Source organism: Limnohabitans sp. (assembly GCF_030158565.1).
Taxonomy (GTDB): Bacteria; Pseudomonadota; Gammaproteobacteria; order Burkholderiales; family Burkholderiaceae_C; genus Limnohabitans_A.
In genome coordinates this window covers 1-25,887 of record NZ_JAOASQ010000074.1, presented here as the reverse complement: position 1 = coordinate 25,887, position 25,887 = coordinate 1, and the positions used below count along the sequence as shown (strand labels likewise).

Annotated in this window: 24 protein-coding genes and 1 pseudogene; 5 read left to right on the top strand and 20 right to left on the bottom strand. The window is 58.1% G+C overall.

Going from position 1 to position 25,887, the window contains the following annotated elements; genetic code table 11:
• Positions 1 to 1,077, top strand: a 1,077-nt coding sequence (locus tag Q1W40_RS15015; protein WP_300713452.1) for a helicase HerA-like domain-containing protein, incomplete at its 5' end; no start/stop codon positions are given.
• Positions 1,078 to 1,098: 21 nt separating this feature from the next.
• Here the strand turns inward: Q1W40_RS15015 and Q1W40_RS15010 are convergent.
• The 6 genes from Q1W40_RS15010 to clpS form a co-directional block, all read right to left on the bottom strand.
• On the bottom strand, positions 1,099 to 2,280 hold the full coding sequence (locus Q1W40_RS15010) for a CoA transferase (protein WP_300713450.1): 1,182 nt from the start codon (positions 2,278 to 2,280) through the stop codon (positions 1,099 to 1,101).
• A gap of 31 nt (positions 2,281 to 2,311) precedes the next feature.
• Entirely contained in the window at positions 2,312 to 3,439 is a 1,128-nt protein-coding gene (locus Q1W40_RS15005) for an acyl-CoA dehydrogenase family protein (protein ID WP_300713448.1), read from the bottom strand.
• 15 nt (positions 3,440 to 3,454) lie between these two features.
• On the bottom strand, positions 3,455 to 4,444 hold the full coding sequence (locus Q1W40_RS15000; protein WP_300713446.1) for a tripartite tricarboxylate transporter substrate binding protein: 990 nt from the start codon (positions 4,442 to 4,444) through the stop codon (positions 3,455 to 3,457).
• 91 nt (positions 4,445 to 4,535) lie between these two features.
• Entirely contained in the window at positions 4,536 to 5,351 is an 816-nt protein-coding gene (locus Q1W40_RS14995; RefSeq protein ID WP_300713444.1) for a TIGR03084 family metal-binding protein, read from the bottom strand.
• Positions 5,352 to 5,488: 137 nt separating this feature from the next.
• Positions 5,489 to 7,825 carry an ATP-dependent Clp protease ATP-binding subunit ClpA gene (clpA, locus tag Q1W40_RS14990; RefSeq protein WP_300713442.1) on the bottom strand — a complete coding sequence of 779 codons (2,337 nt, stop codon included), beginning with the start codon at positions 7,823 to 7,825 and terminating at the stop codon, positions 5,489 to 5,491.
• 55 nt (positions 7,826 to 7,880) lie between these two features.
• Complete coding sequence (gene clpS, locus Q1W40_RS14985) at positions 7,881 to 8,240, bottom strand: ATP-dependent Clp protease adapter ClpS (RefSeq protein WP_300713441.1); 360 nt, start codon at positions 8,238 to 8,240, stop codon at positions 7,881 to 7,883.
• Between clpS and Q1W40_RS14980 the strand changes: the two genes are divergently transcribed.
• Both Q1W40_RS14980 and Q1W40_RS14975 read left to right on the top strand, forming a co-directional pair.
• Positions 8,239 to 8,643 carry a cold-shock protein gene (locus Q1W40_RS14980; RefSeq protein ID WP_300713440.1) on the top strand — a complete coding sequence of 135 codons (405 nt, stop codon included), beginning with the start codon at positions 8,239 to 8,241 and terminating at the stop codon, positions 8,641 to 8,643. The two genes, clpS and Q1W40_RS14980, sit on opposite strands and share 2 nt — an antisense overlap.
• Before the next feature lie 138 nt (positions 8,644 to 8,781).
• Complete coding sequence (locus tag Q1W40_RS14975) at positions 8,782 to 9,222, top strand: DUF192 domain-containing protein (RefSeq protein ID WP_300713459.1); 441 nt, start codon at positions 8,782 to 8,784, stop codon at positions 9,220 to 9,222.
• A gap of 28 nt (positions 9,223 to 9,250) precedes the next feature.
• Here the strand turns inward: Q1W40_RS14975 and Q1W40_RS14970 are convergent, their stop codons facing one another.
• From Q1W40_RS14970 to Q1W40_RS14930, 9 genes are all read right to left on the bottom strand, one after another.
• A complete protein-coding gene (locus Q1W40_RS14970; protein WP_300713438.1) occupies positions 9,251 to 9,586 on the bottom strand; it encodes a DUF1840 domain-containing protein in 336 nt (111 codons plus the stop codon).
• A gap of 31 nt (positions 9,587 to 9,617) precedes the next feature.
• Positions 9,618 to 9,968, bottom strand: a complete 351-nt coding sequence (locus Q1W40_RS14965) for an integration host factor subunit alpha (RefSeq protein WP_300713436.1) — start codon at positions 9,966 to 9,968, stop codon at positions 9,618 to 9,620.
• Positions 9,969 to 9,980: 12 nt separating this feature from the next.
• Positions 9,981 to 12,413, bottom strand: coding sequence for a phenylalanine--tRNA ligase subunit beta (gene pheT / locus Q1W40_RS14960; protein WP_300713434.1), 2,433 nt, complete (start codon positions 12,411 to 12,413; stop codon positions 9,981 to 9,983).
• Positions 12,414 to 12,447: 34 nt separating this feature from the next.
• On the bottom strand, positions 12,448 to 13,485 hold the full coding sequence (pheS, locus tag Q1W40_RS14955; RefSeq protein ID WP_300713432.1) for a phenylalanine--tRNA ligase subunit alpha: 1,038 nt from the start codon (positions 13,483 to 13,485) through the stop codon (positions 12,448 to 12,450).
• 112 nt (positions 13,486 to 13,597) lie between these two features.
• Positions 13,598 to 13,960: a 50S ribosomal protein L20 gene (gene rplT, locus Q1W40_RS14950; RefSeq protein ID WP_026036460.1), complete on the bottom strand. Its 363-nt coding sequence runs from the start codon at positions 13,958 to 13,960 to the stop codon at positions 13,598 to 13,600.
• Positions 13,961 to 13,985: 25 nt separating this feature from the next.
• Positions 13,986 to 14,189, bottom strand: coding sequence for a 50S ribosomal protein L35 (gene rpmI / locus Q1W40_RS14945; protein ID WP_108331276.1), 204 nt, complete (start codon positions 14,187 to 14,189; stop codon positions 13,986 to 13,988).
• Positions 14,190 to 14,324: 135 nt separating this feature from the next.
• Positions 14,325 to 14,915, bottom strand: coding sequence for a translation initiation factor IF-3 (gene infC / locus Q1W40_RS14940; protein WP_300713457.1), 591 nt, complete (start codon positions 14,913 to 14,915; stop codon positions 14,325 to 14,327).
• Positions 14,916 to 15,001: 86 nt separating this feature from the next.
• Positions 15,002 to 16,921, bottom strand: a complete 1,920-nt coding sequence (gene thrS / locus Q1W40_RS14935) for a threonine--tRNA ligase (RefSeq protein ID WP_300713428.1) — start codon at positions 16,919 to 16,921, stop codon at positions 15,002 to 15,004.
• Between the two features lie 125 nt (positions 16,922 to 17,046).
• Complete coding sequence (locus tag Q1W40_RS14930; protein ID WP_300713426.1) at positions 17,047 to 17,547, bottom strand: hypothetical protein; 501 nt, start codon at positions 17,545 to 17,547, stop codon at positions 17,047 to 17,049.
• Between the two features lie 292 nt (positions 17,548 to 17,839).
• On the opposite strand from Q1W40_RS14930, the gene Q1W40_RS14925 reads away from it, so the two are divergent.
• Positions 17,840 to 19,240, top strand: a complete 1,401-nt coding sequence (locus tag Q1W40_RS14925) for an IS1182 family transposase (RefSeq protein WP_300713425.1) — start codon at positions 17,840 to 17,842, stop codon at positions 19,238 to 19,240.
• 288 nt (positions 19,241 to 19,528) lie between these two features.
• On the opposite strand, the gene aceA is transcribed toward Q1W40_RS14925, so the two are convergent.
• Positions 19,529 to 20,860 (bottom strand): isocitrate lyase, encoded by a 1,332-nt coding sequence (gene aceA, locus Q1W40_RS14920; protein ID WP_108322577.1) that lies wholly within the window; start codon positions 20,858 to 20,860, stop codon positions 19,529 to 19,531.
• A 250-nt stretch (positions 20,861 to 21,110) separates the two neighbouring features.
• On the bottom strand, positions 21,111 to 21,629 hold the full coding sequence (gene rraA / locus Q1W40_RS14915) for a ribonuclease E activity regulator RraA (protein WP_300713455.1): 519 nt from the start codon (positions 21,627 to 21,629) through the stop codon (positions 21,111 to 21,113).
• Positions 21,630 to 21,863: 234 nt separating this feature from the next.
• Between rraA and Q1W40_RS14910 the strand changes: the two genes are divergently transcribed.
• Positions 21,864 to 22,247 (top strand): SWIB/MDM2 domain-containing protein, encoded by a 384-nt coding sequence (locus tag Q1W40_RS14910; RefSeq protein ID WP_108322575.1) that lies wholly within the window; start codon positions 21,864 to 21,866, stop codon positions 22,245 to 22,247.
• 73 nt (positions 22,248 to 22,320) lie between these two features.
• Here Q1W40_RS14910 and Q1W40_RS14905 read toward each other — a convergent pair whose 3' ends face one another.
• From Q1W40_RS14905 to Q1W40_RS14895, 3 genes and pseudogenes are all read right to left on the bottom strand, one after another.
• The gene (locus Q1W40_RS14905) at positions 22,321 to 24,021 is read right to left on the bottom strand and encodes a thiamine pyrophosphate-binding protein (RefSeq protein WP_108322574.1); all 1,701 of its coding nucleotides are present in this window, start codon (positions 24,019 to 24,021) and stop codon (positions 22,321 to 22,323) included.
• A gap of 54 nt (positions 24,022 to 24,075) precedes the next feature.
• Positions 24,076 to 25,299 (bottom strand): MFS transporter, encoded by a 1,224-nt coding sequence (locus tag Q1W40_RS14900; RefSeq protein ID WP_300713421.1) that lies wholly within the window; start codon positions 25,297 to 25,299, stop codon positions 24,076 to 24,078.
• Between the two features lie 133 nt (positions 25,300 to 25,432).
• A pseudogene (locus Q1W40_RS14895) lies at positions 25,433 to 25,887 on the bottom strand (AAA family ATPase); the annotation flags it as partial.

Genomic DNA, 25,887 nt, shown 5'->3' with positions numbered 1-25,887 from the left:
CTGGACATGAAAGACCTGCGGGCCATGCTGCAGCATGTGGGCGACAACGCCAAGAACTTCACCACCGAATACGGCAACATCAGCGCGGCCAGCATTGGCGCCATCCAGCGCGGCCTGTTGCAAATCGAGACCCAGGGCGGTGACCAGTTCTTTGGCGAGCCCATGCTCAACATCGAAGACTTCATGCAAACCGCCGACGGCATGGGCGTGGTCAACATCCTGGCCGCCGACAAACTGATGAACTCGCCCCGTTTGTATGCAACGTTTTTGCTGTGGCTGCTCTCTGAGCTGTTTGAGGTTTTGCCCGAAATTGGCGACCCCGAGAAACCCAAGCTGGTCTTTTTCTTTGACGAAGCGCACCTCTTGTTCAAAGACGCACCCGCTGCCTTGATCGAACGCATCGAGCTGGTGGTGCGTCTGGTGCGCTCCAAAGGGGTCGGGGTGTATTTCGTGACGCAAAACCCGCTGGACATCCCGGACAGCATCCTGGGCCAGCTGGGCAACCGGGTGCAGCACGCCCTGCGCGCCTTCACCCCCCGCGACCAAAAAGCCGTAGCCGCCACGGCCCAGACCATGCGCCCCAAAGCGGGGCTGGACATCGAAGCGGCCATCACCGAACTGGGTGTGGGCGAAGCCTTGGTGAGCCTGCTGGACGCCAAGGGCCGACCCACCGAGACCGAGCGTGTGTTCGTCATGCCTCCGGCCAGCCAGCTCGGCCCCATCACGCCCGAGCAGCGCCAGGCTTTGCTGAAAAATTCGCTGGTGGCGGGTGTGTATGAAGCCACACAAGACCGTGAATCGGCCTACGAAAAACTCAAAGGTGCGCCTGCAGCGAATGGCGCCCCAGCCGCGACGGGCGCAGCCGAAGCCCCAGCCGAAAGCGGATCAGGCCTCATGAATACAGTGTCCGACTTCATCTTTGGCTCCACCGGCCCACGCGGCGGTCAACACGATGGCGTGGCGCAACTGCTGGTGAAAAGTGCTGTGCGCAACGTCGGCTCGGCCATCGGCCGCGAGATCGTGCGCGGCGTGCTGGGGGGATTGATGGGGTCCGCTGGCGGTAAACGCAGACGCTGAACAGAACGGGCCATCGGCCTTTCAGCGCACCGCCCCAGCCGCGAACAAGGCCTCGACCCCGTCAACCGTATGGCCCAGCTCGGCCAGGATCGCGCGGGTGTGTTCACCCAAATGCGGTGCCAGGCGATCAGGGTCAGCGGCTTGCTGGTCAAAGCGCGCCGCCGCACGCGGGGCGCGCACACGGCCCAGTCCCGGGTAATCCGACTCCATCAGGCTTTCGTTGTGCTTCACCTGGGGGTCATCGGCCAAATCGGCCTTGAAGTTCACATGCCCGACCGGCACGCCTTCTGCGGCCAGACGATCGACAAATGGCCGCACCTGTTGCTCGGCTGCGATGGGTTCGAGGACCGCACGCCAAGCGTCGATGTTGTCCCTTCGCAGCAGCATGTTGGCAAAGCGCGGATCCTGTATCAGCTCGGGCTTGCCAAACACACGGCAGATGCCGGCAAACTCTTCATCTTGCGGCGCGATCATGGCAAACCAGCCGTCCTTGCAGCGCCAAAGCTTTTGCCGAGCGCCAAACTCCGGCACGGGTGCGGGCGGGTTGTCCAGCAGGCTGTGGTTGTAGAGCGCTTCGGGCCACAAGAAAGACAAGCCAGCATCCAGCATGGACAGCTCGATGCGGCAGCCCTCGCCGCTCGCCTGACGACCATGCAGCGCCGCTGTGATGGCCTGAGCCGCTGTGAGCGCGGTGATCTTGTCGCACATCAGGGTCTGCAACAGACGGGGCTCTTGTGTATCAGGGTCTGGGTGCGCATCGGCAAAGCCCGACACCGCCTGGATGACCGGGTCGTACACACGGTAGCCCGAATAAGGACCGGTTTGGCCAAAGCCACTGATGGACAGGTAAACGATGCGCGGGTTCCAGGCCTTGACCTGCTCGTAGCCAAAGCCCAAACGCTGCATGGCGCCGGGTCGAAAGTTTTCCACCAGCACATCGGCTTTTTCGGCCAACTCCCGCAAGATGGTCCGAGCCGCTTCTTGTTTGAGGTCCAGCACGATGGAGCGCTTGCCCCGGTTGATGGTGGCGAACAGCGAAGTCATGTCCCCCTTGATCGGGCCGACACGGCGCGTCAGGTCACCGCCTTGCGTTTCGACTTTGATGACGTCAGCGCCTTGATCGGCCAGGATGCCCGTGGCCATGGGGCCAGACACCACGGCAGACAAGTCAAGGATGCGGACGCCGGACAGAGGTGCTTGCATGGGGTTTCCTTGGTTGAGCGTTTGGGCGGGGCTACAGGCCACGCGCCACGATCTCTTTCATGATTTCATTGCTGCCGCCATAAATTCGGGCCACACGGGCATCGACCCAGGCGCTGCCAATGCCGCCATCGGCCATGAAGCCGGTGCCACCATGCATTTGGAGCAGTTCATCGAGCAACTGGTTTTGCATTTCAGAGGCATTGAGTTTGGCCATGGCGGCCCGCTCGGCATCGAGTTCACCGCGCAGGTGACGTGCGAGGCAATCGTCCACAAAAGTCCTGAGCATGACCGACTGGGCTTTGGCATCGGCCAGGCGAAAACGTGTGTTTTGATAATCAAAGACCGTCTGGCCAAACACCTTGCGCTCGCGCGTCCAGGCAATTGTGCGTTCCAGAAAGGCCTCGATGGATGCTGCGGCGCGGATGGCGATGATGAGCCGCTCCTGGGCCAGTTGGTGGATCAGGTACCGAAAACCCTGGTTCTCTTCGCCCAGCAGGTGGCTGACCGGAACACGCACCTCATCGAAAAACAATTCGGCCGTGTCTTGCCCGCGCAGACCGATTTTGCGCAGGGCGCGTCCTCGCTCAAAGCCGGGCATGCCCTCCTCCACCACCAACAAGGAAATCCCTTTAGCACCTTTATCGGGATCCGTTTTGGCCACCACGATCACCAGCCCGGCATTGAGCCCATTGGAGATGTAGGTTTTCTGGCCCTTGAGCACATAGTGCTCACCCTCACGACGCGCCTTGGTGCGGATGGCCTTGAGGTCGCTGCCCACGTCGGGTTCGGTCATGGCAATCGCACCGACGGTTTGCCCTTGCGCCATGGCGGGTAACCAGCGCTGGCGTTGCCATTCGTTGCCATACACATACAGGTAAGGCGCCACCACTTCCGAGTGCAAACTGAAGCCCACGCCCGTGGCGTTGACCCGGGCCAGCTCTTCGATCAGGACCGCCGCATGGCCAAAATCGCCGCCACCACCATAAGGATCAGGCAGCGTGGTGTTGAGCAAGCCCGCCTGGCCTGCGGCTTGCCATAGGCTCAGCGGGACGCGGCCTGCGTCTTCCCATGCCATGTGGTGGGGCACGATCTCGCGCTCGACAAAGCGCCGAACCTGAACCCTGAACGCCTCGTGGTCTTCGCGCAGCACGTCGGTCATGACCTGCTTCGCGCTTCAGTTGTCCAACTTGATTTTGGCTGCCTTGATGGCACGGTCCATGGTTTCGGCCAGTGTTTTCATTTCCGAGCCCAGCTCCTCAGGGGTGCTGCCCACGGCCTCCAGACCCAGTTCACGCCATTTGGTGCTCAGGTCATTGCTTTTCACGGCACGGGCAATGCCGCCAGACACCTTGGCCAGAATGTCCTTGGGCGTGCCTGCCGGGGCCAGAACCAAGAAGAAGCCCACCGGCTCAAAACCCTTGAGGCCAAGTTCGGCAAAGGTCGGCACCGCCGGCAACGAAGTTGTGCGTTGGGTGCCCGTCATGGCCAGCACCTTGATCTTGCCCGCCTGCAGCAAAGGGGCAAGCGAGGCCGCATCAAGCCAAGCCGCACTGATCTGTCCGCCCAGCAGGTCCTGCGTCAGTGGCGCGGCACCCTTGTAGGCCGCATGCACCAAGTCAATCTTTGCCGCCAGGTTCAGAGACTCACCAAAAATGTGCGCCGTGGTCCCCTGCCCGAACGAACCGTAACTGAGCTTGCCGGGGGTTTTGCGTGCATGGGCAATGAATTCATCGAGTGTGTTGGCCGGAAAGTTGGCCGGCACCGCCAGTCCGATGGTCGAACGCGTGAGCATGGACACCGGATCGAACTCGGTGTCGATGTCAAAGGGCAGCTTGCTGTAGAGTGATTTGGCGTAGATGGCGTTCGAGATGGTCAACACCAGCGTGTAGCCGTCGGCAGGCACCTTGGCCACGGACGACAATCCCAGCCAGCCTCCTGCGCCGGGCCGGTTGTCCACGATGACCGGTTGTCCCCAGTATTCGGTCAGCTTGAGCCCAATGTTGCGCGCCATGATGTCGGTGGTGCCACCCGGGGTGTAGGGCACCACGATGCGGATGGTCTTGTTCGGGAAGCTGGCGGTTTGTTGCGCTTGACCATTTGCACTGCCCAGCAAGGCGCTCAAGGCCAAGCAGGCGGTCAATAAACGTTGCACCATGGGGCTCATGTCTGTCTCCTGTAGGAATTTGTCACCCATGTTCCTGCCAGGGCGATGTCGTCGCAATGACATTTCCCGTCATTCGAATTGGCGGAAAAAATCAGTCCACAAGCGCAGAGGGAAGTGCCTTGTGCCGCACACCGGGCGACGGTGGTGGCTCTGCTGCGCCAGCAAAGCATTGGGCGTTCAGCAGCCACCGCCGGGCCACCTCGCCTTCAACCCGAAGCTCGGTGTCCAGCAAATGGCGCGTTTGTGTGACCACCTGCGCAAAGTCCTTGGCGCTGCCGTGCACCAAGCCGGATTCGCCCGTCTCCCCAAAAGACCATGGCTCTCCTGAAGGGCCCGTCAATTCCATGCGCGGCATCGGGTCTGGCACGTCCCAACCTCTGACCTTGTGGCTCCATGCAAAAGTGTTCACCCCCAACACCACGATGTTGCGAAGCCGTGCCGTCTCAGGCCGGTCCTGCCCCAACATGTCAAAAATGGCCTGACCATGGGCCCAAGTCTCCATCTGACGCGCGGTCAGGGAGGAGCGGACCGACATGGGGGGGCCGGCCCAGTCCACCCTTTGCCTCGCGTCAAGCACTTGCCAGCGCTCAGCCATGTCCAACGCGAAGGCTTGCCAGCGCTCCAGCAAGGCGTGCCCGCTGACATCGACCATCTGGCGCTCAAACTCGCGCATATTGCCCCCCTGCCGTGTGTGCTCGCGGCTGCTGGCCAATCGTTCCTGAAAGGTCTTGGGCGAATGCACGGCCCAGTCTGCGGCCTCGTTCCAGCAGTGCAAATGCCGCAGAATGTGCTCCGGCGTCCATTGCTTGAACTGGGTGGGCTCAGTCCACTGTGCATCGCGCATCGGCTGCAAGGCTGCGGCCAAAACCTGAATTTCTTCAGCAAAGTCGCATGTTTGATGGTGCATGTCACTTCCACAAAACCAGGATGAAACCGATTATGGGTTGAGGGCCATCGCCCACCGCGCACACTGGCGACGCATGGCGGCGTCCCGCCATGAAAAACGCCGGGCGAGCCCGGCGTTTCAAAGAAAATAGCCGTCGTTCAGGCTGCGGCTTCTTGTTCAGGCTCGGCCGGTTCTGCCTTGCTGGCACGGCCTTCCTTCTTGGGCAAGGGCGTGATGTCCAACTGCACTTCGTCCTTGTCGTTGATGTCCACCGTGAGTCGGCCACCTTCGGTCAAGCGACCAAACAGCAATTCGTCAGCCAATGCCTTGCGGATGGTGTCCTGGATCAGGCGCTGCATGGGGCGTGCGCCCATGAGCGGGTCAAAGCCCTTCTTGCCCAGGAACTTGCGCAGGCTGTCGGTGAAGGTGACCTCCACCTTCTTCTCGCCCAGCTGCTGCTCCAGTTGCAGCAGGAACTTGTCCACCACGCGCAAAATGATTTGCTCATCCAGCGGACGGAAGCTGACAATGGCGTCCAGACGGTTGCGGAACTCAGGGGTGAACAGGCGCTTGATGTCACCCATTTCGTCGCCCGCCACACGGGGGTTGGTGAAGCCGATGGTGGCTTTGTTCATGGTCTCGGCGCCCGCGTTGGTGGTCATGATGATGATCACGTTGCGGAAGTCGGCCTTGCGCCCGTTGTTGTCGGTCAAGGTGCCGTGGTCCATGACCTGCAGCAGCACGTTGAAGATGTCCGGATGCGCCTTTTCGATCTCGTCGAGCAAGAGCACGCAGTGCGGCTTCTTGGTCACAGCTTCGGTCAACAAACCGCCCTGGTCAAAGCCCACGTAGCCTGGGGGCGCACCGATCAGGCGGCTGACCGCATGGCGCTCCATGTATTCGGACATGTCAAAGCGGATCAGCTCGATGCCCAGGATGTAGGCCAGTTGCTTGGCCGCCTCGGTCTTGCCCACACCGGTGGGGCCCGAGAACAGGAAAGAGCCAATCGGCTTGTCGGTCTTGCCCAAGCCCGAGCGGGCCATCTTGACGGCAGACGACAGCACTTCAAGGGCCTTGTCCTGGCCGAACACCACCGACTTGAGGTCACGCTCGATGCTTTGCAGCTTGCTGCGGTCGTCATTGGACACATTGGCCGGCGGGATGCGCGCGATCTTGGCCACGATGTCTTCGATCTCGGCCTTGCCAATGGTTTTCTTGCGCTTGGACGCGATTTGAATGCGCTGGGCGGCACCGGCTTCATCGATCACATCAATCGCCTTGTCGGGCAGTTGGCGGTCGTTGATGAATTTGGCCGACAACTCAGCCGCAGCCTGCAAAGCGGCGATCGTGTATTTGACGCTGTGGTGGTCTTCAAAGCGGCTCTTGAGACCTTTGAGGATGTCCACGGTCTCGGACACCGAAGGCTCGACCACGTCCACTTTCTGGAAGCGGCGGCTCAAGGCCGCGTCTTTCTCGAAGATGCCCCGGTATTCGGTGAAAGTGGTCGCACCGATGCATTTGAGCTGACCGCTGGACAGCGCAGGCTTGAGCAGGTTGGACGCATCCAGCGTGCCGCCAGAGGCCGCACCCGCACCGATCAGGGTGTGGATTTCGTCGATGAAGAGGATACCGTTGGGTTTGTCCTTGAGTGCTTTGAGCACGCCTTTCAAGCGCTGCTCAAAGTCGCCCCGGTATTTGGTGCCCGCCAGCAGTGCGCCCATGTCCAGCGAATACACGGTGGCCTCAGCCAAAATTTCGGGCACGCTGCCTTGCGTGATGCGCCAGGCCAAGCCCTCGGCAATCGCGGTCTTGCCCACACCGGCCTCGCCCACCAAAAGGGGGTTGTTCTTGCGGCGGCGGCACAGGATCTGGATGGTGCGCTCGACTTCGTACTCGCGGCCGATCAGCGGATCGATCTTGCCTTCCTTGGCGGCCTGGTTCAGGTTGTTGGTGTACTGCTCCAGGGGCGAGGCTTTTTCGTTGCGCTCGCCACCCGAGGACTCCTCAGACTCCGAATTGGACGGTGCTTCTGCAGATTTGGCCGCTTCAGGCGGATCGCTTTTGCGGATGCCATGGGCGATGAAGTTGACCACGTCCAGGCGTGTGATGCCCTGCTGGTGCAGGTAATACACGGCATGGGAGTCCTTCTCGCCAAAAATGGCCACCAGCACATTGGCGCCGGTGACTTCCTTTTTGCCATTGCCGGTGGACTGCACATGCATGATGGCGCGCTGGATGACGCGCTGAAAACCCAAGGTGGGCTGGGTGTCCACCTCTTCGGTGCCTGCCACTTGCGGGGTGTTGTCCTTGATGAAGTTGGTCAAGGCGGTGCGCAAATCATCGATGTTGGCGGCGCAAGCACGCAACACCTCGGCGGCGCTGGGGTTGTCCAGCAAGGCGAGCAACAAGTGCTCGACCGTGATGAACTCGTGGCGCTGCTGACGGGCCTCGACAAAGGCCATGTGCAAGCTGACTTCCAATTCCTGGGCAATCATGTGATTTCCTTTTTGCCTTGCTGAGAGATTCTGTGCATGTGGGGCGTACTGCCCACTATTCAATGGGTTCGCTGATGCATTGCAAGGGGTGCCCCCCCTGCTTGGCGGCATCGAGCACTTGATCAACTTTGGTGGCGGCCACGTCGCGGGAATACACACCGCAAACGCCTTTGCCATCCAAATGGATCTTGAGCATGATCTGGGTGGCCGCCTCGCGGTCTTTCCCAAAGAACTCCTGGATCACCATCACCACGAACTCCATCGGGGTGTAATCGTCGTTGAGCATCGCCACCTGGAACATCTGGGGCGGCTGGATCTTCTGGGCGCGACGCTCCAGCACCACCGAGTCGCCACCGTCTGTGGTGCGGGGCGTTGCCGGTGGCAGCGTCGGGTTCTGTGGTTTTTTCGTGGCCATGATTTCATTCTATCGGCGCTTTCAAGCCCTTGAGGCCCAAGGCCCGAAAAGTCTTGAATGCAGCGGGTTGACTCGGGGAAAACCTCACATTGACAAAAATAACAGGCGCGCCTCAAACTGGTGCAAACAAAAACGGAGACAAGCCATGCCCAGCGGTACGGTCAAATGGTTCAACGATGCCAAAGGATTCGGCTTCATCCAGCCCGATGGCGGTGGCCCGGATGCTTTTGCCCACTTTTCGGCCATCCAGGCCGAGGGGTACAAAAGCCTCAAAGAAGGCGCACGCGTCACCTTCGAATTGGCAGAAGGAGCCAAAGGCTTGATGGCAGCCAACATACTGACGGAAGATGCTTCTGCATCACCACCACCCACTGCAGATGAATCCCCCGGTTCTGTGACCTGAACAGTCCTTCGCGGGCTTTTTGACCGTCTGCACCGAAGATGCGCCTGTGCAGACGTTATCCTCACACGGTTGTGCAACCTGTTTGGATGGATTTTTTCAATGACTTGTCGCTTGATTTCCCGCATTTGCCCCCTGTCCATGCGCTGGGCTGCTGGACCTTTGCTGGCGTTGGCGAGCACCTTGGCTGCGGCACAGACCGGCCCGCAAATGCAGTTGCCGCGCACCAAGCTGACGGCAGGCATGCACATGCTGGACGTTCAACTGGCCCAGACACCCGAGCAACGTCAGATCGGCCTGATGTTCCGCAAGGACATGCCTCAGCACGAAGGCATGTTGTTTGTCTTTGAGCAAGCGGCCACCCAATGCTTCTGGATGCGCAACACCCTGATTCCTCTGACGGCAGCCTTTGTTGCCGACGATGGCACCATCGTGAACCTGGCCGACATGAAGCCCCAAAGCGATGATTCGCACTGCTCCACCAAACCGGTGCGTTTTGTTCTGGAAATGAATGTGGGCTGGTTTGCCAAACGGCAAATCAAGGCGGGCTACCAATTGGGTGGTCAAGCATTTGCACGCTGATGGCCTTGAGGCCGGGCTTGAAGCCGCCTTAAACGCCCCAAACCACGTCTGAGTTTTCTGCCAGGCTGCGCTGCAAGAGTTTGAGCATGGGCGTGGCCCTTTGCGACAAACGAACGGCATCCAGCGGAACATCTTCCTCATCTGCGTCGCCAGCACTCGATGCAACTTGCTCCGCAAGGCGTTTGCGCAAGGCTTCGTCTTGCGCCACGGCAGTTTCCAATGTCTGAATGCGCGCAGCAAGGGTATCGGCCAGCATGATGCCCTGCACGGGATCATCGCCCAGCATGATCTTCAGCAATTTGCGGGCATCGGCCTCCAGCATGATCAGGTCACTGGCGGCAGCGGATTTGAATTTGAAAAGCATGAGGTCCTCCTGAATGATTCAGAAGTCCGCGTCAGCTGCCCACCATGTCCATGGTGCCGTCTTCGTCGGTCTCGCCCTGAATCAAAGCCTTGAGTTTATGGCTGGCATGGAAGGTGGCGACACGACGTGCATCAATCGGAATCAATTCGCCAGTGCGGGGATTGCGCCCTGGACGGGCCGCTTTGGTGCGGATCTGAAAATTCCCAAAACCGGAAATCTTCACATCCTCGCCCTTGATCAAGCTGTCGATCATCAAATCAAAGAAGGCATCGACCATGTCTTTGGACTCGCGCTTGTTCAAACCGATCTGTTCAAACAACAAATCGGTCAGATGCGCTTTGGTCAGTGCCGGGGTTTCGAGACTTTCGACTGAGATTTCCATCACAAAGCCCTGTTAAGCGCGCAAACGAGCAGACACTTGGCTGCCCAGGTGGGCCAGCACCGCGTTCATGGTGGCATCGATCTGGGCATCGGTCAACGTGGCGTCGACTGTCCCCAAAGTCAGGCGCACAGCCAAACTCTTTTCACCCACGGCCAAGCTGCCACCGGTGGCGTCGGCTTTGGGCCGGTAGATGTCGAAGAGCACCGCACTTTGCAACAAACCATCGGTCGGCGCGGCGTGAATGGCCTGCATCAGCTGCCCGTGTGTGACCGATTCGGCCACGATCACCGCGATGTCACGCTCCACCGGCTGGTGCTTCGCGACACCTTCGGCCACAGGCACTTCGCGGGCAATGACCGCGTCCAGCGACAACTCAAAAACCACCGGCGCGCTGGTCAGCTCCCAAGCTTGACGCCAGCGCGGATGCAACTCGCCCACATGGCCAATCACCAAGCCATCCAGCAGCACCTGGGCAGCGCGGCCGGGGTGCAAAGCGGGATGCTCTGACGCGAAAAATTCAGCGTGGCGAGGGGCCAGCAGTTTTTCCACATCGGCCTTGACGTCGTAAAAATCAACGTTACGGGCCTTGCCCTGCCAGCCCAAAGGCTCCACAGGGCCCCAAGCGATACCCGACACACGCATGGGCTGGTCAAAACCTTCCACGGTGCTGTCGCTGTTTTGCACCGACGCATTGCGCAAGAAGACACGGCCCAGCTCGAACACTCGTACGCGGTCGGCCTTGCGGTCGGCGTTGAACTTGACCACTTGCAGCAAGGAGCCGATCAGGCTGGAGCGCATCACGCTCATCTGGCTGGCGATCGGATTGAGCAGGCGAATCGGGTTGGCATTGCCTGCCAAGTCTTTTTCCCAAGACTCTTCTACAAAGCTGTAGTTGATGGTTTCCTGGTAACCCAGGGCCGCAATGGCACGGCGCACGGCAGACGGGCTGCGCTCGGTCTCGCGGCGCACCTTGGCGGTGATGGGGGCCAGTGGCGGAGTCGTCGGCAAGTTGTTGTAGCCCACCATGCGGGCGACTTCTTCGATCAGGTCTTCTTCGATCTGCAGGTCAAAGCGGAAGCTGGGCGGCGTCACGGTGACGGTGCCCTCGCCTTCCGTCACTTGCAAGCCCAAGCCGCGCAGGGCATCGGCACACTGCTGCTGGGTCAAAGGCATGCCAATCACCTTGACCGCACGGGCCACGCGCAGCGTGACGGGCTTGATCGCAGGAATGTTCAGAATCTCGTCGTCGATGGGGCCGACCTTGGTTTCAGGGGTGCCGCAAATGTCCAGCACCAGTTGGGTGATGCGCTCGATGTGTTCCACCGTCAACTGCGGGTCCACACCACGCTCGAAGCGGTGACCGGCATCGGTCGAGAAGTTGAAGCGGCGTGAACGGCCCGCGATGGCCGTGGGCCACCAGAAGGCGGCTTCGATGTAGATGTTTTGCGTGTCGTCGGACACAGCGGTGGCGTCACCACCCATGATGCCGGCGAGCGATTCGACTTGGCTGTCGTCGGCGATCACACCGACCTGCCCGTCAACCGTCACCGTGTTGCCGTTGAGCAGCTTGAGCGATTCGCCCGCCTGACCCCAGCGCACCTGCAGGCCGCCGTGGATCTTGTCAAGGTCAAAAATGTGCGAAGGTCGGCCAAACTCGAACATCACATAGTTGGAGATGTCCACCAGCGGGCTCACACTGCGCTGACCGCAACGGGCCAGGCGGTCCACCATCCACTGCGGGGTTTGCGCCTTCGTGTTCACGCCCTTGACCACACGGCCACTGAAGCGCCCGCACAGGTCGGTGGCTTGCACGTGCACCGCCACTTTGTCCTGGATTTGAGTCGCCACAGCGGGGAAAGATGGGGCCTTCAAAGGCGCACCGGTCAAAGCCGACACCTCGCGGGCAATGCCGTACACGCTCAAGCAATGGGCCAGATTGGGCGTCAACTTGATGGTGAACAGGGTGTCGTCCAGATTCAGGTACTGGCGAATGTCCTGCCCCAGAGGCGCGTCTGCGGGCAACTCCAGCAGGCCGCCGTGGTCATCGGCGATCTTCAGCTCTTTGGCCGAGCACAGCATGCCCTGGCTTTCCACGCCGCGCAGCTTGCCGACCTTGATCACAAAGGGCTTGCCGTCTTCACCGGGCGGCAACTCGGCGCCAACCATGGCGCACGGAATGCGAATGCCCACGCGGGCGTTCGGTGCGCCGCACACGATGTTGAGCAAAGCGCCCTGCCCCACGTCTACCTGGCACACGCGCAAGCGGTCGGCGTTGGGGTGTTGCACGGCTTCCTTGATTTCACCGATCACAATTTTTGTGAAGGGTGGAGCGACAGGCTCGAGCTCTTCCACTTCGAGGCCAGCCATGGTCAAGGTGTCGGCCAGTTGCTGGGTCGTCAGGGACGGGTTGCAGAACTCGCGCAACCAGGATTCGGGAAATTGCATGACTCGTGTCTCGTGTATCGGACTTGGGAGGGAATTACTGGAACTGGCTCAGGAAGCGCACATCGCCGTCAAAGAACAGGCGCAGGTCGTTCACGCCATAGCGCAGCATGGTGAAACGGTCCATGCCCATGCCAAAGGCAAAGCCAATGAAGCGCTCGGGGTCCAGGCCCATGTTGCGCACCACGTTCGGGTGTACCTGGCCAGAGCCTCCCACTTCGAGCCAACGCCCTGCCAGCGGACCGTTTTGGAACTGGATATCGATCTCAGCGCTGGGTTCGGTGAAGGGAAAGAAGCTGGGGCGAAAGCGCAGCACCAGGTCATCGCTTTCGAAGAAGGTGCGGCAGAAATCGGTGACCACGACTTTGAGGTCTTTGAAGCTCACGTTCTCGCCAATCCACAGGCCTTCGCACTGGTGGAACATGGGTGAATGGGTGGCGTCGCTGTCCACGCGGTAGGTGCGGCCCGGCGCGATGACGCGGATCTCGGGCATGGCCTGACCAGCATCAATTTGGTTGCGGTAGCGCTTGACGTGCTGCACCGCATGGCGGATTTGCATGGGGCTGGTGTGCGTGCGCAGCAAATGACCGCCTTCCACATAGAAAGTGTCGTGCATGGATCGGGCTGGGTGGTCTTCGGGCGTGTTGAGCGCAGTGAAGTTGAACCAGTCGGTCTCGATCTCAGGGCCCTGGGCGACTTCGAAGCCCATCGAGCCAAAAATGTTTTCGACCCGCTCGAGGGTGAGCGAGACGGGGTGCAAACCACCCACGTTGGCGCTGCGGCCCGGCAGTGTCACATCCAAGGCTTCGGCCTTGAGTTGTGCTTGCAGTTCGGCATCGGCCAGCGCTTGACGGCGATCGTTCAAAGCAGCCTCGATCGCCTGCTTGGCGATGTTGATGGCGGCACCGCGGGTTTTCTTGTCTTCCACGCTCAGCGCCGCCATGCCCTTCATCAGCTCGGTGATGCGACCGGCTTTGCCCAAGTATTGGGCTTTGGCGTTTTCGAGATCAGCAGGTGTCAGTGCCTGCACAAAACTCTGGCGGGCGGATTCGACCAGGGTGTCCAGCTCGTTCATGGTGGGAATTCGGTAGATGACAAAAATAAAAAAGGGATTGAAGCTTTTGTGAGCCTCAATCCCTTTGATCGAGTGCGCGAAGCATGGACAAAAGTCCATGTCGCTCATGAAATCAAGCTGCGGCCAGTTTGGCTTTGACTTGGTTCACGATGCCAGCAAAAGCGGCCTTGTCGTGCACGGCGATGTCCGCCAGCATCTTACGGTCGATTTCGATGGCAGCCTTCTTCAGGCCGTTGGCGAACTGGCTGTAGGTCAGACCGCATTCACGCGCAGCGGCGTTGATACGGGCAATCCACAACTGACGGAACACACGCTTTTTGGTGCGGCGGTCACGGTAGGCGTATTGGCCAGCCTTCATCACCGCCTGTTTGGCGATGCGGAAGACATTGCCGCGGCGACCGCGGAAACCTTTTGCAAGGGCCAGAACTTTCTTGTGACGGGCGCGTGCCGTTACACCACGTTTAACGCGAGGCATAGTTTTTCTCCTTGTTCGTCAGTGATTACAGGCCAGCCATGGGCAGCATCTGTGCCATGTGACCCATATTGGTCTCGTGAACAGACACTGCACCGCGGAGGTGGCGTTTGTTCTTGGTGGTCTTCTTGGTCAGAATGTGACGTTTGAAGGCTTGACCGCGTTTAACGGTACCACCTGGACGAACACGGAAGCGCTTTTTAGCACTGCTTTTGGTCTTCATCTTGGGCATATCAATGCTCCTTTATTTGTGCTCGTGAGGCGTCTGCAAAAACTTTGCAGCCTTGATGGCCCCGAGCCACTTTTACAAAAACCACCCGAAGGTGGTTTCAGACTCGACCAGCCCGAGAGCCGGTCAAATTCTTCTTCAAGCCGATTCTGCAGGGGCGGCAGCGTCTGCCTTGCCTGCTGGCTTTTTGCGACCTGGCGCGATCATCATGATCATCTGACGACCTTCGAGCTTGGGAAACTGCTCGACGATGATCAGATCGGCCAACTCGTCGCGAATCCGGTTCAACAAGGCCATCCCCAACTCTTGGTGGGTGATCTCACGACCGCGGAAACGCAAAGTGATCTTGCATTTGTCACCATCCGCCAAAAAGCGGCGGATGTTGCGCATCTTGATGTTGTAGTCACCATCATCGGTGCCCGGACGGAATTTAACTTCTTTGATGTCAATGACCGTTTGCTTGGCTTTGGCTTCCGCCGCACGCTTTTGCTCTTGGTACTTGAACTTGCCATAGTCCATCAAACGACAAACGGGCGGGTTGGCCGTGGCGGCGATTTCAACCAAGTCCACATCCAGCTCACCTGCCATGCGCAGGGCTTCTGCCAGAGACAAAATACCCAATGGCTCGTTTTCAGGGCCGGAAACACGGACCTCAGGGGCCATGATTTCACGGTTCAAACGGTGTTTACGTTCTTCGCGTTGGCGACGATCACGAAATTCGGTAGCGATGACTCAATCCTTTACGGAACAAAACTGCGACATGCAGCGCATCCATCTTTGTGCCCGCGGGCCAAAGCTTGTGGCGAAACTCACCTTCAGGCTTTAGAAGCGATGTCGGCAGCAATGAGTTCAATGAACGCATCGATCGACATCACACCGAGGTCTTTGTTGCCTCGGGCGCGCACTGCGACGGTACCTGCTGCCTTCTCTTTGTCGCCAGCGACAAGGATGTAAGGCAGCTTTTGCAACGAATGCTCGCGTATTTTATACGTGATTTTCTCGTTACGCAGGTCCAAATCGACCCTAAGGCCTTGATTTGACACTGATTTTTGCAGTTTTGCAGCGATTTCGCGACAGTAATCGGCCTGCGCGTCGGTGATGTTCAGCACAGACACCTGCAGGGGCGCGAGCCAGGTGGGCAGAGCACCGGCGTGCTGCTCGATCAAAATACCGATGAAACGCTCCATGCTGCCCACGATGGCACGGTGCAAGATCACGGGACGCTGGCGCGAACCATCTTCGGCCACGTATTCGGCATCCAGACGTTCGGACAGGTTGAAGTCCACCTGGATGGTGCCGCATTGCCACTCACGGCCAATGGCGTCTTTCAGGGTGTATTCGATCTTGGGACCGTAGAACGCGCCATCGCCTTCAGAGATCACAAAATCGCAGCCCGAAGCACGCAAGCTGTCCATCAAGGCTTTTTCGGCCTTGTCCCACAACTCGTCCGAGCCAATGCGCGCCGCAGGACGGGTCGAGACCTTGTAGAGGATGTCCGTAAAGCCAAAGTCGGCATAAACCTTCTTGAGCACCTTGGTGAAGGTGTCGCACTCGGGCAGGATCTGGTCTTCGGTACAGAAGATGTGGCCATCGTCCTGCGTGAAGCCACGCACGCGCATGATGCCGTGCAAGCCACCCGAGGGCTCGTTGCGGTGGCATTGGCCAAATTCACCGTAGCGCAGCGGCAGGTCGCGGTAGCTCTTGATGCCCTGCTTGAAGATCAGGATGTGGCCCGGACAGTTCATCGGCTTGAGGGCGTAATCGCGCTTTTCCGACTCGGTCGTGAACATGTTGTCGCGGTACTTGTCCCAGTGTCCGGTTTTTTCCCACAGGCTCTTGTCGATGATCTGTGGACCCTTGACTTCTTGATAACCGTTGTCGCGGTACACCTGACGCATGTACTGCTCGATGGTTTGCCAGACAGTCCAGCCCTTGGGGTGCCAGAACACCAGACCCGGCGCGTGCTCGTCGATGTGGAACAGGTCGAGCTCGCGGCCGAGCTTGCGATGGTCACGCTTTTCGGCCTCTTCCAGGCGCGTCAGGTACTGCTGCAAGTCGTCCTTACTGGCCCAGGCCGTTCCGTAAACCCGCTGAAGCATCTCGTTCTTGCTGTCGCCGCGCCAATAAGCACCTGCCACCTTCATCAGCTTGAAGTGCTTGAGCTTGCCGGTGCTGGGCACGTGAGGGCCACGGCACAAGTCTTCAAAATTACCTTCGCGGTACAGACTGACATCCTGATCAGCCGGGATGCTGGCGATGATCTCGGCTTTGTAATGCTCACCCAGACTCTTGAAATAAGCCACCGCCTCGTCACGAGGCAAGACACGGCGCACCACGGCTTCGTCTTTGTTGGCCAGCTCGGTCATGCGCTTTTCAATGGCCACCAAGTCTTCTGGCGTGAAGGGACGGCTGTACGAAAAATCGTAATAAAAGCCATTCTCGATCACTGGACCGATCGTCACCTGCGCCTCGGGGAACAAGTCCTTGACGGCATAAGCCAGCAAGTGCGCAGTCGAATGGCGGATCAGCTCCAGACCTTCAGGGTCTTTGGCGGTCACGATGGCCAGCTGCGCATTGGCGGCCATGCTGAAACTGGTGTCCACCAGCTGGCCATTGACCTTGCCGCCCAAAGCCGCTTTGGCCAAGCCTGCCCCAATGGAGGCGGCCACCTCAGCCACGGTCACCGGGCCGGGAAATTCACGCAATGAACCGTCGGGAAGAGTAATCTGAACCATGAGTTTGCAAGTAAAAAAGCGCGGCAAAGGCCGCGCTTGAAAGAGATGTCTAAACGCTGAAGGTAGATTTTACGCGCCCTCGCCAGCTTCTTTAGAAATAGGTGAAAGGAGCACCTAATGCATCTTCATTCAGAGTACATCCTGAATGAGCCATCCAACCCCACCTGGACTCGGCTTGCACATTTCGCATCTTTGGTTACAGGAACCTCAAAGTGCGAGTACACGTTTCCTTTAATTGAAAAATTCGCCCAAGCTACAGGCTTGTAGCTACAAACTGCTTGAACATCTTTTTGCTCTCGAGAAGTGAACACACCCAGCTGTGGATTCGGTCGCTGTTCGGGCGTGGGTCTAGCAGGCTTTGTCGACTCAAGTTGACGACGCATGATTTCCATCTGCATGTTGTGCATCTCTGTTTGTCGTCTCATATTTTCTGCTTGATCCATTCCCCTCTGGAAAGCGAACGGATCAACTGAAGCTGCGCCCGGCACTTCTTGACCTCGACTTGTACAGCGCACATTGCCATACCCATCATTCCAGCAATCAGTATTGATTGTCTGCGCTAAAAGGCTGTCAAAAGACACCAAGCCAGCGCACACCACAACACATGAGAAAAATTTTTTAGCCATCATATTCAGTCCACATATTTGACTTATTTTTATGTAATTATTTCATAAAACTACTCTGAAAAAATTTATGGAACCCACTACGGACGCTCTAGACAAGGGATTGAATAAGCGTGCACGTTTGATCTATTGCTGTAAATCGGCCCGAACAAGCAATGCCTGGTTTGCAGCGGTAAGAGACATCGGCTTACAGCGATGGCTGTCTGCTACCGGCCAATTCTGTTGAAAAACTCCCGATTTTTTAGAAATTGACCTGTGGCTTGCGTATGCTTCGGCCCAGACGGAGGTGCAAGCCATGATGGGTCAAACGGCGAACCCAGATCAGCTCTTCTACGAATTCAATCTGGAGGAGCACATCCCGCGTGATCATTTGCTGCGAGGGATAAATCGGTTCCTTGACCTCAGTACGTTGCGCCAACATTTGGCACCGTTTTACAGCCACACAGGTCGCCCCTCCGTTGATCCCGAGTTGATGATTCGGATGCTGATCATTGGATATTGCTTTGGCATTCGCTCCGAGCGCAGACTGTGCGAGGAGCTCCATCTCAACCTTGCCTATCGATGGTTTTGCCAGTTGGGCCTGGAAGACAAAATTCCCAATCACTCCACCTTCTCGAAGAACCGTCACGGACGCTTCCGTGAGAGCGAGACATTCCGTCACGTCTTCGAGAGCGTTTTGCGCCGATGCATGACGGAGGGGCTGGTTGGGGGTGAGGGGTTTGCTGTGGACGCCAGCGTCATCAAGGCCGACGCCAATCGAGCCAACGTAACGACACCCGAGGAGCCCAAAACTTGGCCAGGAGGGGATAACCCGAGCCGTGCCGTACGCGACTACCTGGCCGCATTGGATGAAGCCAATCCGATTGGAGAAGATGCGACTGCCATTGTTCCCTCTAGGACGATATCTTTATCAGATCCTCAAGCCAGATACACCGCCGCTCCAGGCGGTCCGGCTTTCTTTGCGTATTCCACCAACTATCTGATTGACTTGAGCGCGGGCATCATCATGGATGTTGAAGCCACACAGGCCCATCGAACACAAGAGGTGGAGTCAACCAAGACCATGATGCAAAGGGTTGAAGACCGCTTTGATATCAAGCCCAATCGCCTGGTTGGAGATACTGCCTACGGCACTGCATCGATGCTTGACTGGATGGTCAACGAAAAACACATTGCGCCCCACGTACGTGTGTGGGACAAGACACAGCGCAAAGATGAAACCCTCTCTATTGCAGATTTCGATTGGAATGAAGAGGCCAATCAATACACATGCCCAGAAGGTCACCCCTTGAAATCCAACTGGCGTCCCTTCAAAACTCCACGCAATCATGTGACACAAGCAGACACCGTTGTGTATCGGGCAAGCCAGCATGACTGCACTGCCTGTTCACGTAAGTCGGAGTGTTGCCCAAACACGCCGCATCGCAAGATCGCACGCAGCATTCATGAGGGGGCGCGGGAGGTGGCTCGACAGATTGCACGAACTGATGCGTTCAAGCAGTCTGGCAAACAACGCAAAAAGATTGAAATGCTGTTTGCTCACCTCAAGAGAATTCTCAAGCTGGACCGGCTACGCCTGCGGGGCTTGGCCGGTGCACAAGACGAGTTCATATTGGCCGCAACGGCGCAAAACTTGAGAAGAATGGCCAAGTGGTTGATGCCAATCAGCGGAAAAGCGGGATTGATGGCCGCTTGAGGTGGCACGAAGGCGGATTTGCCGCCGGAGATGGCGTCTGCATTCTCAAAAAACATCAGCTGCGCCAACTTGCTCAGCGCTTCTACGCGAGTTTTTCAACAGAATTAGCCTTGAACGGACATTGGTTCGTAATTCTGGACTGATATTCAGAGTAAAGGGCAACCACGAAACGTCATGCCGGCATCGACTACGCAGATTAGGCTCCTAAATCCATAAAAAAAGCCATCAAATGCATTCGCATCGGATGGCTCGGGATCACCGCACCCGTTCAGGTGCAGGACCGACAGATCAGTGGAACTGCTCTTCTTCGGTCGAACCGGTCAAGGCCTTCACCGAGGACGAACCGCCCTGGATCACGGTGGTCACATCGTCGAAGTAACCTGCACCGACTTCTTGCTGGTGCGACACGAAGGTGTAACCCTTGTCGCGTGCTGCGAATTCAGGCTCTTGCACCATTTCGGTGTAGTGCTTCATGCCTTCGCCGCGGGCGTAGGCGTGGGCGAACTGGAAGGTGTTGAACCAGTTGATGTGGATACCGGCCAGTGTGATGAACTGGTACTTGTAGCCCAGTGCCGACAGGTCGTCCTGGAAGGAAGCGATCTGGCTGTCGTTGAGGTTTTTCTTCCAGTTGAACGATGGCGAGCAGTTGTACGACAGCAGCTTGCCTGGGCAAGCGGCATGCACGGCTTGCGCGAATTCACGGGCAAAGCCAATGTCTGGCACGCCTGTTTCGCACCACACCAAGTCAGCATAGGGAGCGTATGCCACACCGCGGCTGATGGCTTGTTCCAAACCGTTTTTGACGCGGTAGAAACCTTCTTGTGTGCGCTCGCCTGTCAGGAATGGCTTGTCGTTGGCGTCGTGGTCAGAAGTGATCAAGTTGGCGGCTTCGGCATCGGTACGGGCCAACACGATGGTGGACACGCCCATGACGTCGGCAGCGAAACGTGCGGAGATCAACTTCTCGCAGGCTTCTTGTGTTGGGACCAACACTTTGCCGCCCATGTGACCGCATTTCTTCACGGCTGCCAATTGGTCTTCGAAGTGCACGCCAGCAGCGCCCGAAGCGATCATGTTCTTCATCAGTTCGAAAGCGTTCAACACACCACCGAAACCAGCTTCAGCATCGGCCACGATGGGCAGGAAGTAGTCGATGAAGTCCTTGGAACCTGGCTCGATGCCGCGGCCCCACTGGATTTCGTCAGCGCGCTTGAACGTGTTGTTGATGCGACGCACCATGGTGGGCACCGAGTCGTAGGCGTACAGCGACTGGTCGGGGTACATGGTTTCAGAAGTGTTGCCGTCGGCAGCGACTTGCCAGCCCGACAGGTACACAGCTTCCAGACCTGCTTTGGCTTGTTGCATGGCCTGGCCAGCACTGATGGCGCCGAAGGCATTGACGTAACCTTTTTTGGCACCGCCGTTGATTTTTTCCCAGAGCTTTTCTGCACCGCGCTTGGCCAAGGTGTGCTCAATGGGCATGCTGCCACGCAGACGAACGACGTCAGCTGCGGAGTAGCCGCGCTTGACGCCTTTCCAACGTGGGTTGGTCGCCCAGTCTTTTTCGAGGGCAGCGATTTGCTGTTCACGGCTCAGTTGTTGATTGAGGTTAGCGGGCATGGAGAACTCCTGAAGTCAAGTTGAAATCGGGCGATGTGGGCAGCGGATTCTGCTTCGTCGTTGGACAAATCTTAACTCTTGTACAAGACTTATTTTCATTCTTATGTCTTATACAAGAGTTATTTTTATTTGTTTGAAATCAACAGCTTAAAGAATAAATTTCTCAATGCAAAATTACATTTCCCATATTGAGAAAAAATGACGCGTTGCAACATTTGAAAATTTCAAATTATGAAAGCATCGATGTGCATCATGAAACAAGATGCAAGGCTGTGGTGCTGATGACGATGCCATCTTGATCGGCATACAGCCAATCGCCGGAGTTGACTTGCACGCCTTGAATGTGAATGGTCAAGCCGGTCTGTCCTTGTCCGGCGCGATCAGTGGGCATGGGGTTCAGGGCAAGAGCGCGAATGCCCATGTCCAGCACCGCAAGTTCTGCGGCGTCTCTCGCACAGCCATCAATGACAATCCCCGCCCAGCCATTGCGTTGCGCCGAAGCGGCCAGGTTGCCTCCCAACAAAGCACGGCGGACTGAGGCACCGCCATCGACCACCAGCACACGGCCGCGCCCTTCGGTCTCCACTGCCTGCTTGACATGGCTGTTGTCCTCGTAACACTTGACCGTCAAAACTGGGCCAGCGAACTGATGACGAGCGCCGTAGTTTTGGAACACGGTGGGTATGACGCGAAAGTCTCCGCTGTCATTCCTTTTGTTGGCATCGCAGAAATCACACGTAGAAAAAGAGATGGCCGATGTTTGGGGCATAGAGGTGTCCTTGAAAAAGACGCGAGTGGAAATCAGCGCACTTACACAGGCCATACGCACCATGCGGGGGCAAAAGATCTTGAAATGTGGAGCAAGCAAGACAAATCAGCAACAACCCCTAGCAAAAATTGATATTTCCGCTTGGAAAGTGAAGATTTCTCCAGTAGCATGCATTCAGCTGAAAACGCATCGTTTCTCAGCGGCGAACCAACTTCCGATCAAAGGAACTTAACCATGGCAACTGCGAAAAAAACCCCGGCAAAAAAAGCTGCTCCCGCTAAAAAAGCAGCACCGGCCAAGAAAGCCGCTCCAGCACCAAAAGCTGCAGCACCCGCTAAAAAAGTAGCGGCCAAAGCTCCTGCTAAAAAACGCACCCCCAACGCTGCGTTCATGAAAGCATTGACCCCCAGCGCCGCATTGGCCGCCGTGGTGGGTGCCACTCCCCTGCCACGCACCGAAGTCGTGAGCAAGATGTGGGTTTACATCAAAAAGCACAACTTGCAAGACGCGACCAACCGCCGCGCCATCAACGCCGACGACAAGCTCAAGGCTGTGTTTGGCAAAGCCCAAGTCACCATGTTCGAAATGGCTGGCTTGATCGGCAAGCACCTGAAGTGATTCTGGTGAGCCCATAAAAAAACCCGCGTTAAGCGGGTTTTTTTATGCCTGCAGCAGCGCTGCAGACATGACGTCACACCTTGCGCTTGGCCAAGGCCGATTGGGTGATGGCGCTCAGCGTGCCTCGGGTGGTGATCACCTCCGGATCGAGCATCACCTCAATCAAGGTGCCTTGCGGTCTTTGCAGCGCATCAAGCAAGGCTGCCTCGAACTCTTGCGTTTTGCGAATGCGCGTTGCAGCATAGCCATAGGCTTGGGCCAACATCACAAAATCAGGATTGCTCAGTTGTGAGCCCGTCACATGGGTTGGATACTCCCGCTCCTGATGCATGCGGATCGTGCCGTACATCCCGTTGTTCAACAACAAGATGATGCTTTTGCCCCCATGCTGGACCGCAGTGGCCAGCTCCTGGCCGTTCATCAGGAAATCGCCATCGCCCGCAATGGTGAAGGCCAACCGGCCTGTCAACAAATTGGCGGCAATGCCTGCTGGCACGCCATAACCCATGGCCCCCACAGTCGGTGCCAGTTGGGTCTTGTGGCCTTTGACCAAACCGTTGTGTTGAAAGAACCGGTGCATCCAACTGGCAAAGTTGCCTGCGCCATTGGTCAGCACAGCATCTTCGGGCAGGTGTTTTTTCAAGGTCGCGACGATGGCGGGCATATCGATATCGCCCGGCAATGCCTGCGGCACAAGATTGGCCAGGTAATCGGCATTCGCTGAGCGCGTCCAGTCGCCCCAAGGCAAATCGGTGGGCGCCGTCAGCACTTCAAGGCTTCTGGCTGCTGCATTCATCGTGGAGAGGATGGCCAGATCGGCTTGATACACCCGATTCAACTCTTCGGCACTGCCGTGGATGTGCACCAACTTTTGCAGCGTCTTGGGGGCTTTGAGCAAGGTGTAGCCACCCGTGGTCATCTCACCCAGACGCGGGCCAATGGCCAGGATCAAATCCGAGTCCCGAACGCGAGCCGCCAGGGCAGGATTGATGCCGATGCCGACATCCCCCGCGTACAAAGGGTGGTGGTTGTCAAAGGTGTCCTGGAAGCGGAACGCGTTGGCCACGGGCAATTGCCAATTCTCGGCAAAACGCTGCAGGGCTTGCGCAGCCTGCACAGTCCACCCTCCTCCGCCACAAATGACCAATGGTTTTTGCGCACTCAGGAGCATGTCTCTCAAACTGCGCAATGCACCCGGATCACTCCAGGCCTGAACGGGCTCGACACGTGGCAAGGCTTGAGCATGCTCAACCGCCTGGGTCAGCATGTCCTCGGGCAAGACCAGCACCACGGGGCCGGGACGGCCATTCATGGCCGTGGCAAAAGCCCGTGCCACGTACTCAGGCAAACGTTCGGGATCATCGATGCGCTCGACGCGCTTGGCCATGCCTTTGGTCGAGGGGCCAAAAAAATGGGTGTAATCCATTTCCTGAAAAGCCTCGCGGTCGCGCGTGTCGCTGGCCACATCGCCAACAAAAAGCACCATCGGGGTGGAGTCCTGAAAAGCCGTGTGCACGCCAATCGAGGCGTTGGTCGCACCTGGGCCCCGGGTGACGAAACAGACCCCGGGACGGCCGGTCAACTTGCCTTGCGCTTCGGCCATGTAGGCCGCACCGCCCTCTTGGCGGCAGATGACAAAACGGATCTTGTCGCGGTGCAGATGGAAGCCATCCAGCACCGCCAGGTAGCTTTCACCCGGTACGCCAAAAGCATGGGTAACGCCTTGGGCCAAGAGGCATTCAACAAGAAGATGGCCAGCGATTTTTTGTGTCATGCGCTGATTTTGCCCAAGCGCCTGCCTGGCGTCTGTCGCCCAAGCGTTAAGTGCTCAAGCGGGCACTGCTGTGCGCTTGCCCACCCCCAAAGCGGCCACAACGCTGAACAAGAGCACCAAAGCAGCCCCCAGCAAGGTCGCTTGGTAGAGCGCGCGGTCCATGAGCGCACCGAAAAATAGGGGCGACAAAGCAAAGCCCACATCCAGACCTGAGTAAACCAAGCCATAGACCCGCCCAGTGGCGCCTTTAGGCGTCGCCTTCTTGATCATCAAATCGCGGCTTGGCCCCCCCACACCAATGGCAAAACCTGTGGCGGCCAAAACCCACAAGGTGCCCATCTGACCAAACAAGCCACTGGCACACAAGGCCATCAACACCGCGGCACCCGCCATGCAGGCGGCCACCACGCGATCGCTCCAGCGCGGCCAGCGCGCCGCCACAAAACCACCGATCAGCATGCCCACAGCGCCGCACAGCATGTAGGCGGTCAGCGTCATCGAGGCCAGTTCCAAACTCACGCCTTGCAAGGCTTTGAGGATGGGCACGGAAAAATTCTGCACCACCGCCAAGGTGACCGTGGACAACAAAAAGAAGGCGAAGCACCACCACACCACGGGCAAGCGCATGAACGCCAAATCATTTGTCACGCCTGCACCACCTTGCGCACGTGCAGAGGGCTCGGTCTTGAGCGCAGCACGGTTCAGCACCAGCATCAACAACACCAAGGCATACAGGCCAGCGGCCGCCACAAAGGCCTGACGCCATCCCCACAGAGCGCCCGTGACCGTGAAAAACACAGGGGCGACAGCCCAGCCCAGATTGCCGCTCAAGCCATGCACACTGAAGGCATAGCCCAAGCGCGGGGTCGACACCCGTTGGTTCAAGATCGTGAAGTCCACAGGGTGAAAAGGTGCGTTGCCCAGACCTGCCAGCACGGCCACCGCCATGAGGGCTGCATAGCCCTCGGCCACCGACGCCAACAGACAAGCCAAGGTGAACAAGACCATGGAGCAGAACAAGACAGGACGCGCACCCATGCGGTCGACCACAAAACCCGCTGAAGCTTGGCCCACGCCGGAGACTACAAAAAACAAGGTGCTGAGCAAGCCCAGCTCGGAATAAGACCAGCCGAAGTCCCGAATGAAGACGGGAAACATCAAGGGCAGCAAGAGATGCGAAAAGTGCGAGCTGGCATGGGCCAGACCGACCAGCCCCATCACTTTGGCGTCACTTTGCAAGGAAACTGTGGGCTCAGGACCCGATGAGGCCAGTTGCATAAACGTCTGTTCTTTCCTGCTCGCAACGGGCGGCTCCAAGAACATGAGGGCTTGGCACGCTGCAAAAGCTGCAGTTTAGCCATGAAAAAAGGGGCATGGTGTCGCCACCATGCCCCTCAGGGACGCTGCGCCATCAAACGGTCGCTTCGATCACCTTGAAATCGAAATGGCCCGGGTTTTGCACAGGGTCCACCGAGACCTCGATGGTGCTCTTGGGCGGAAAACGCCCTTCCAGCAACAAACGCGACAAAGGATTTTCCAGCCGCTGCTGGATCGCGCGCTTGAGCGGCCGGGCACCAAACACCGGATCAAAACCCACCTTGGCCAACTCGGACAAAGCTGCAGCGCTGACATCCAGGCTCAGGTCCATGCGGGCCAAGCGATCGCGCAAAGCTTGCAGTTGGATGCTGGCGATCGATGCGATGTGCTGTGCGTCCAGTCCATGGAAGACCACGGTCTCGTCGATGCGGTTGAGGAACTCGGGACGGAAATGCGACTTCAACTCGTCCCAGACAGCGTCCTTGATGTCCTCAGCGGGCTGCCCCACCATGGCCTGGATCAGGTGCGAGCCCAAATTGGAGGTCATGA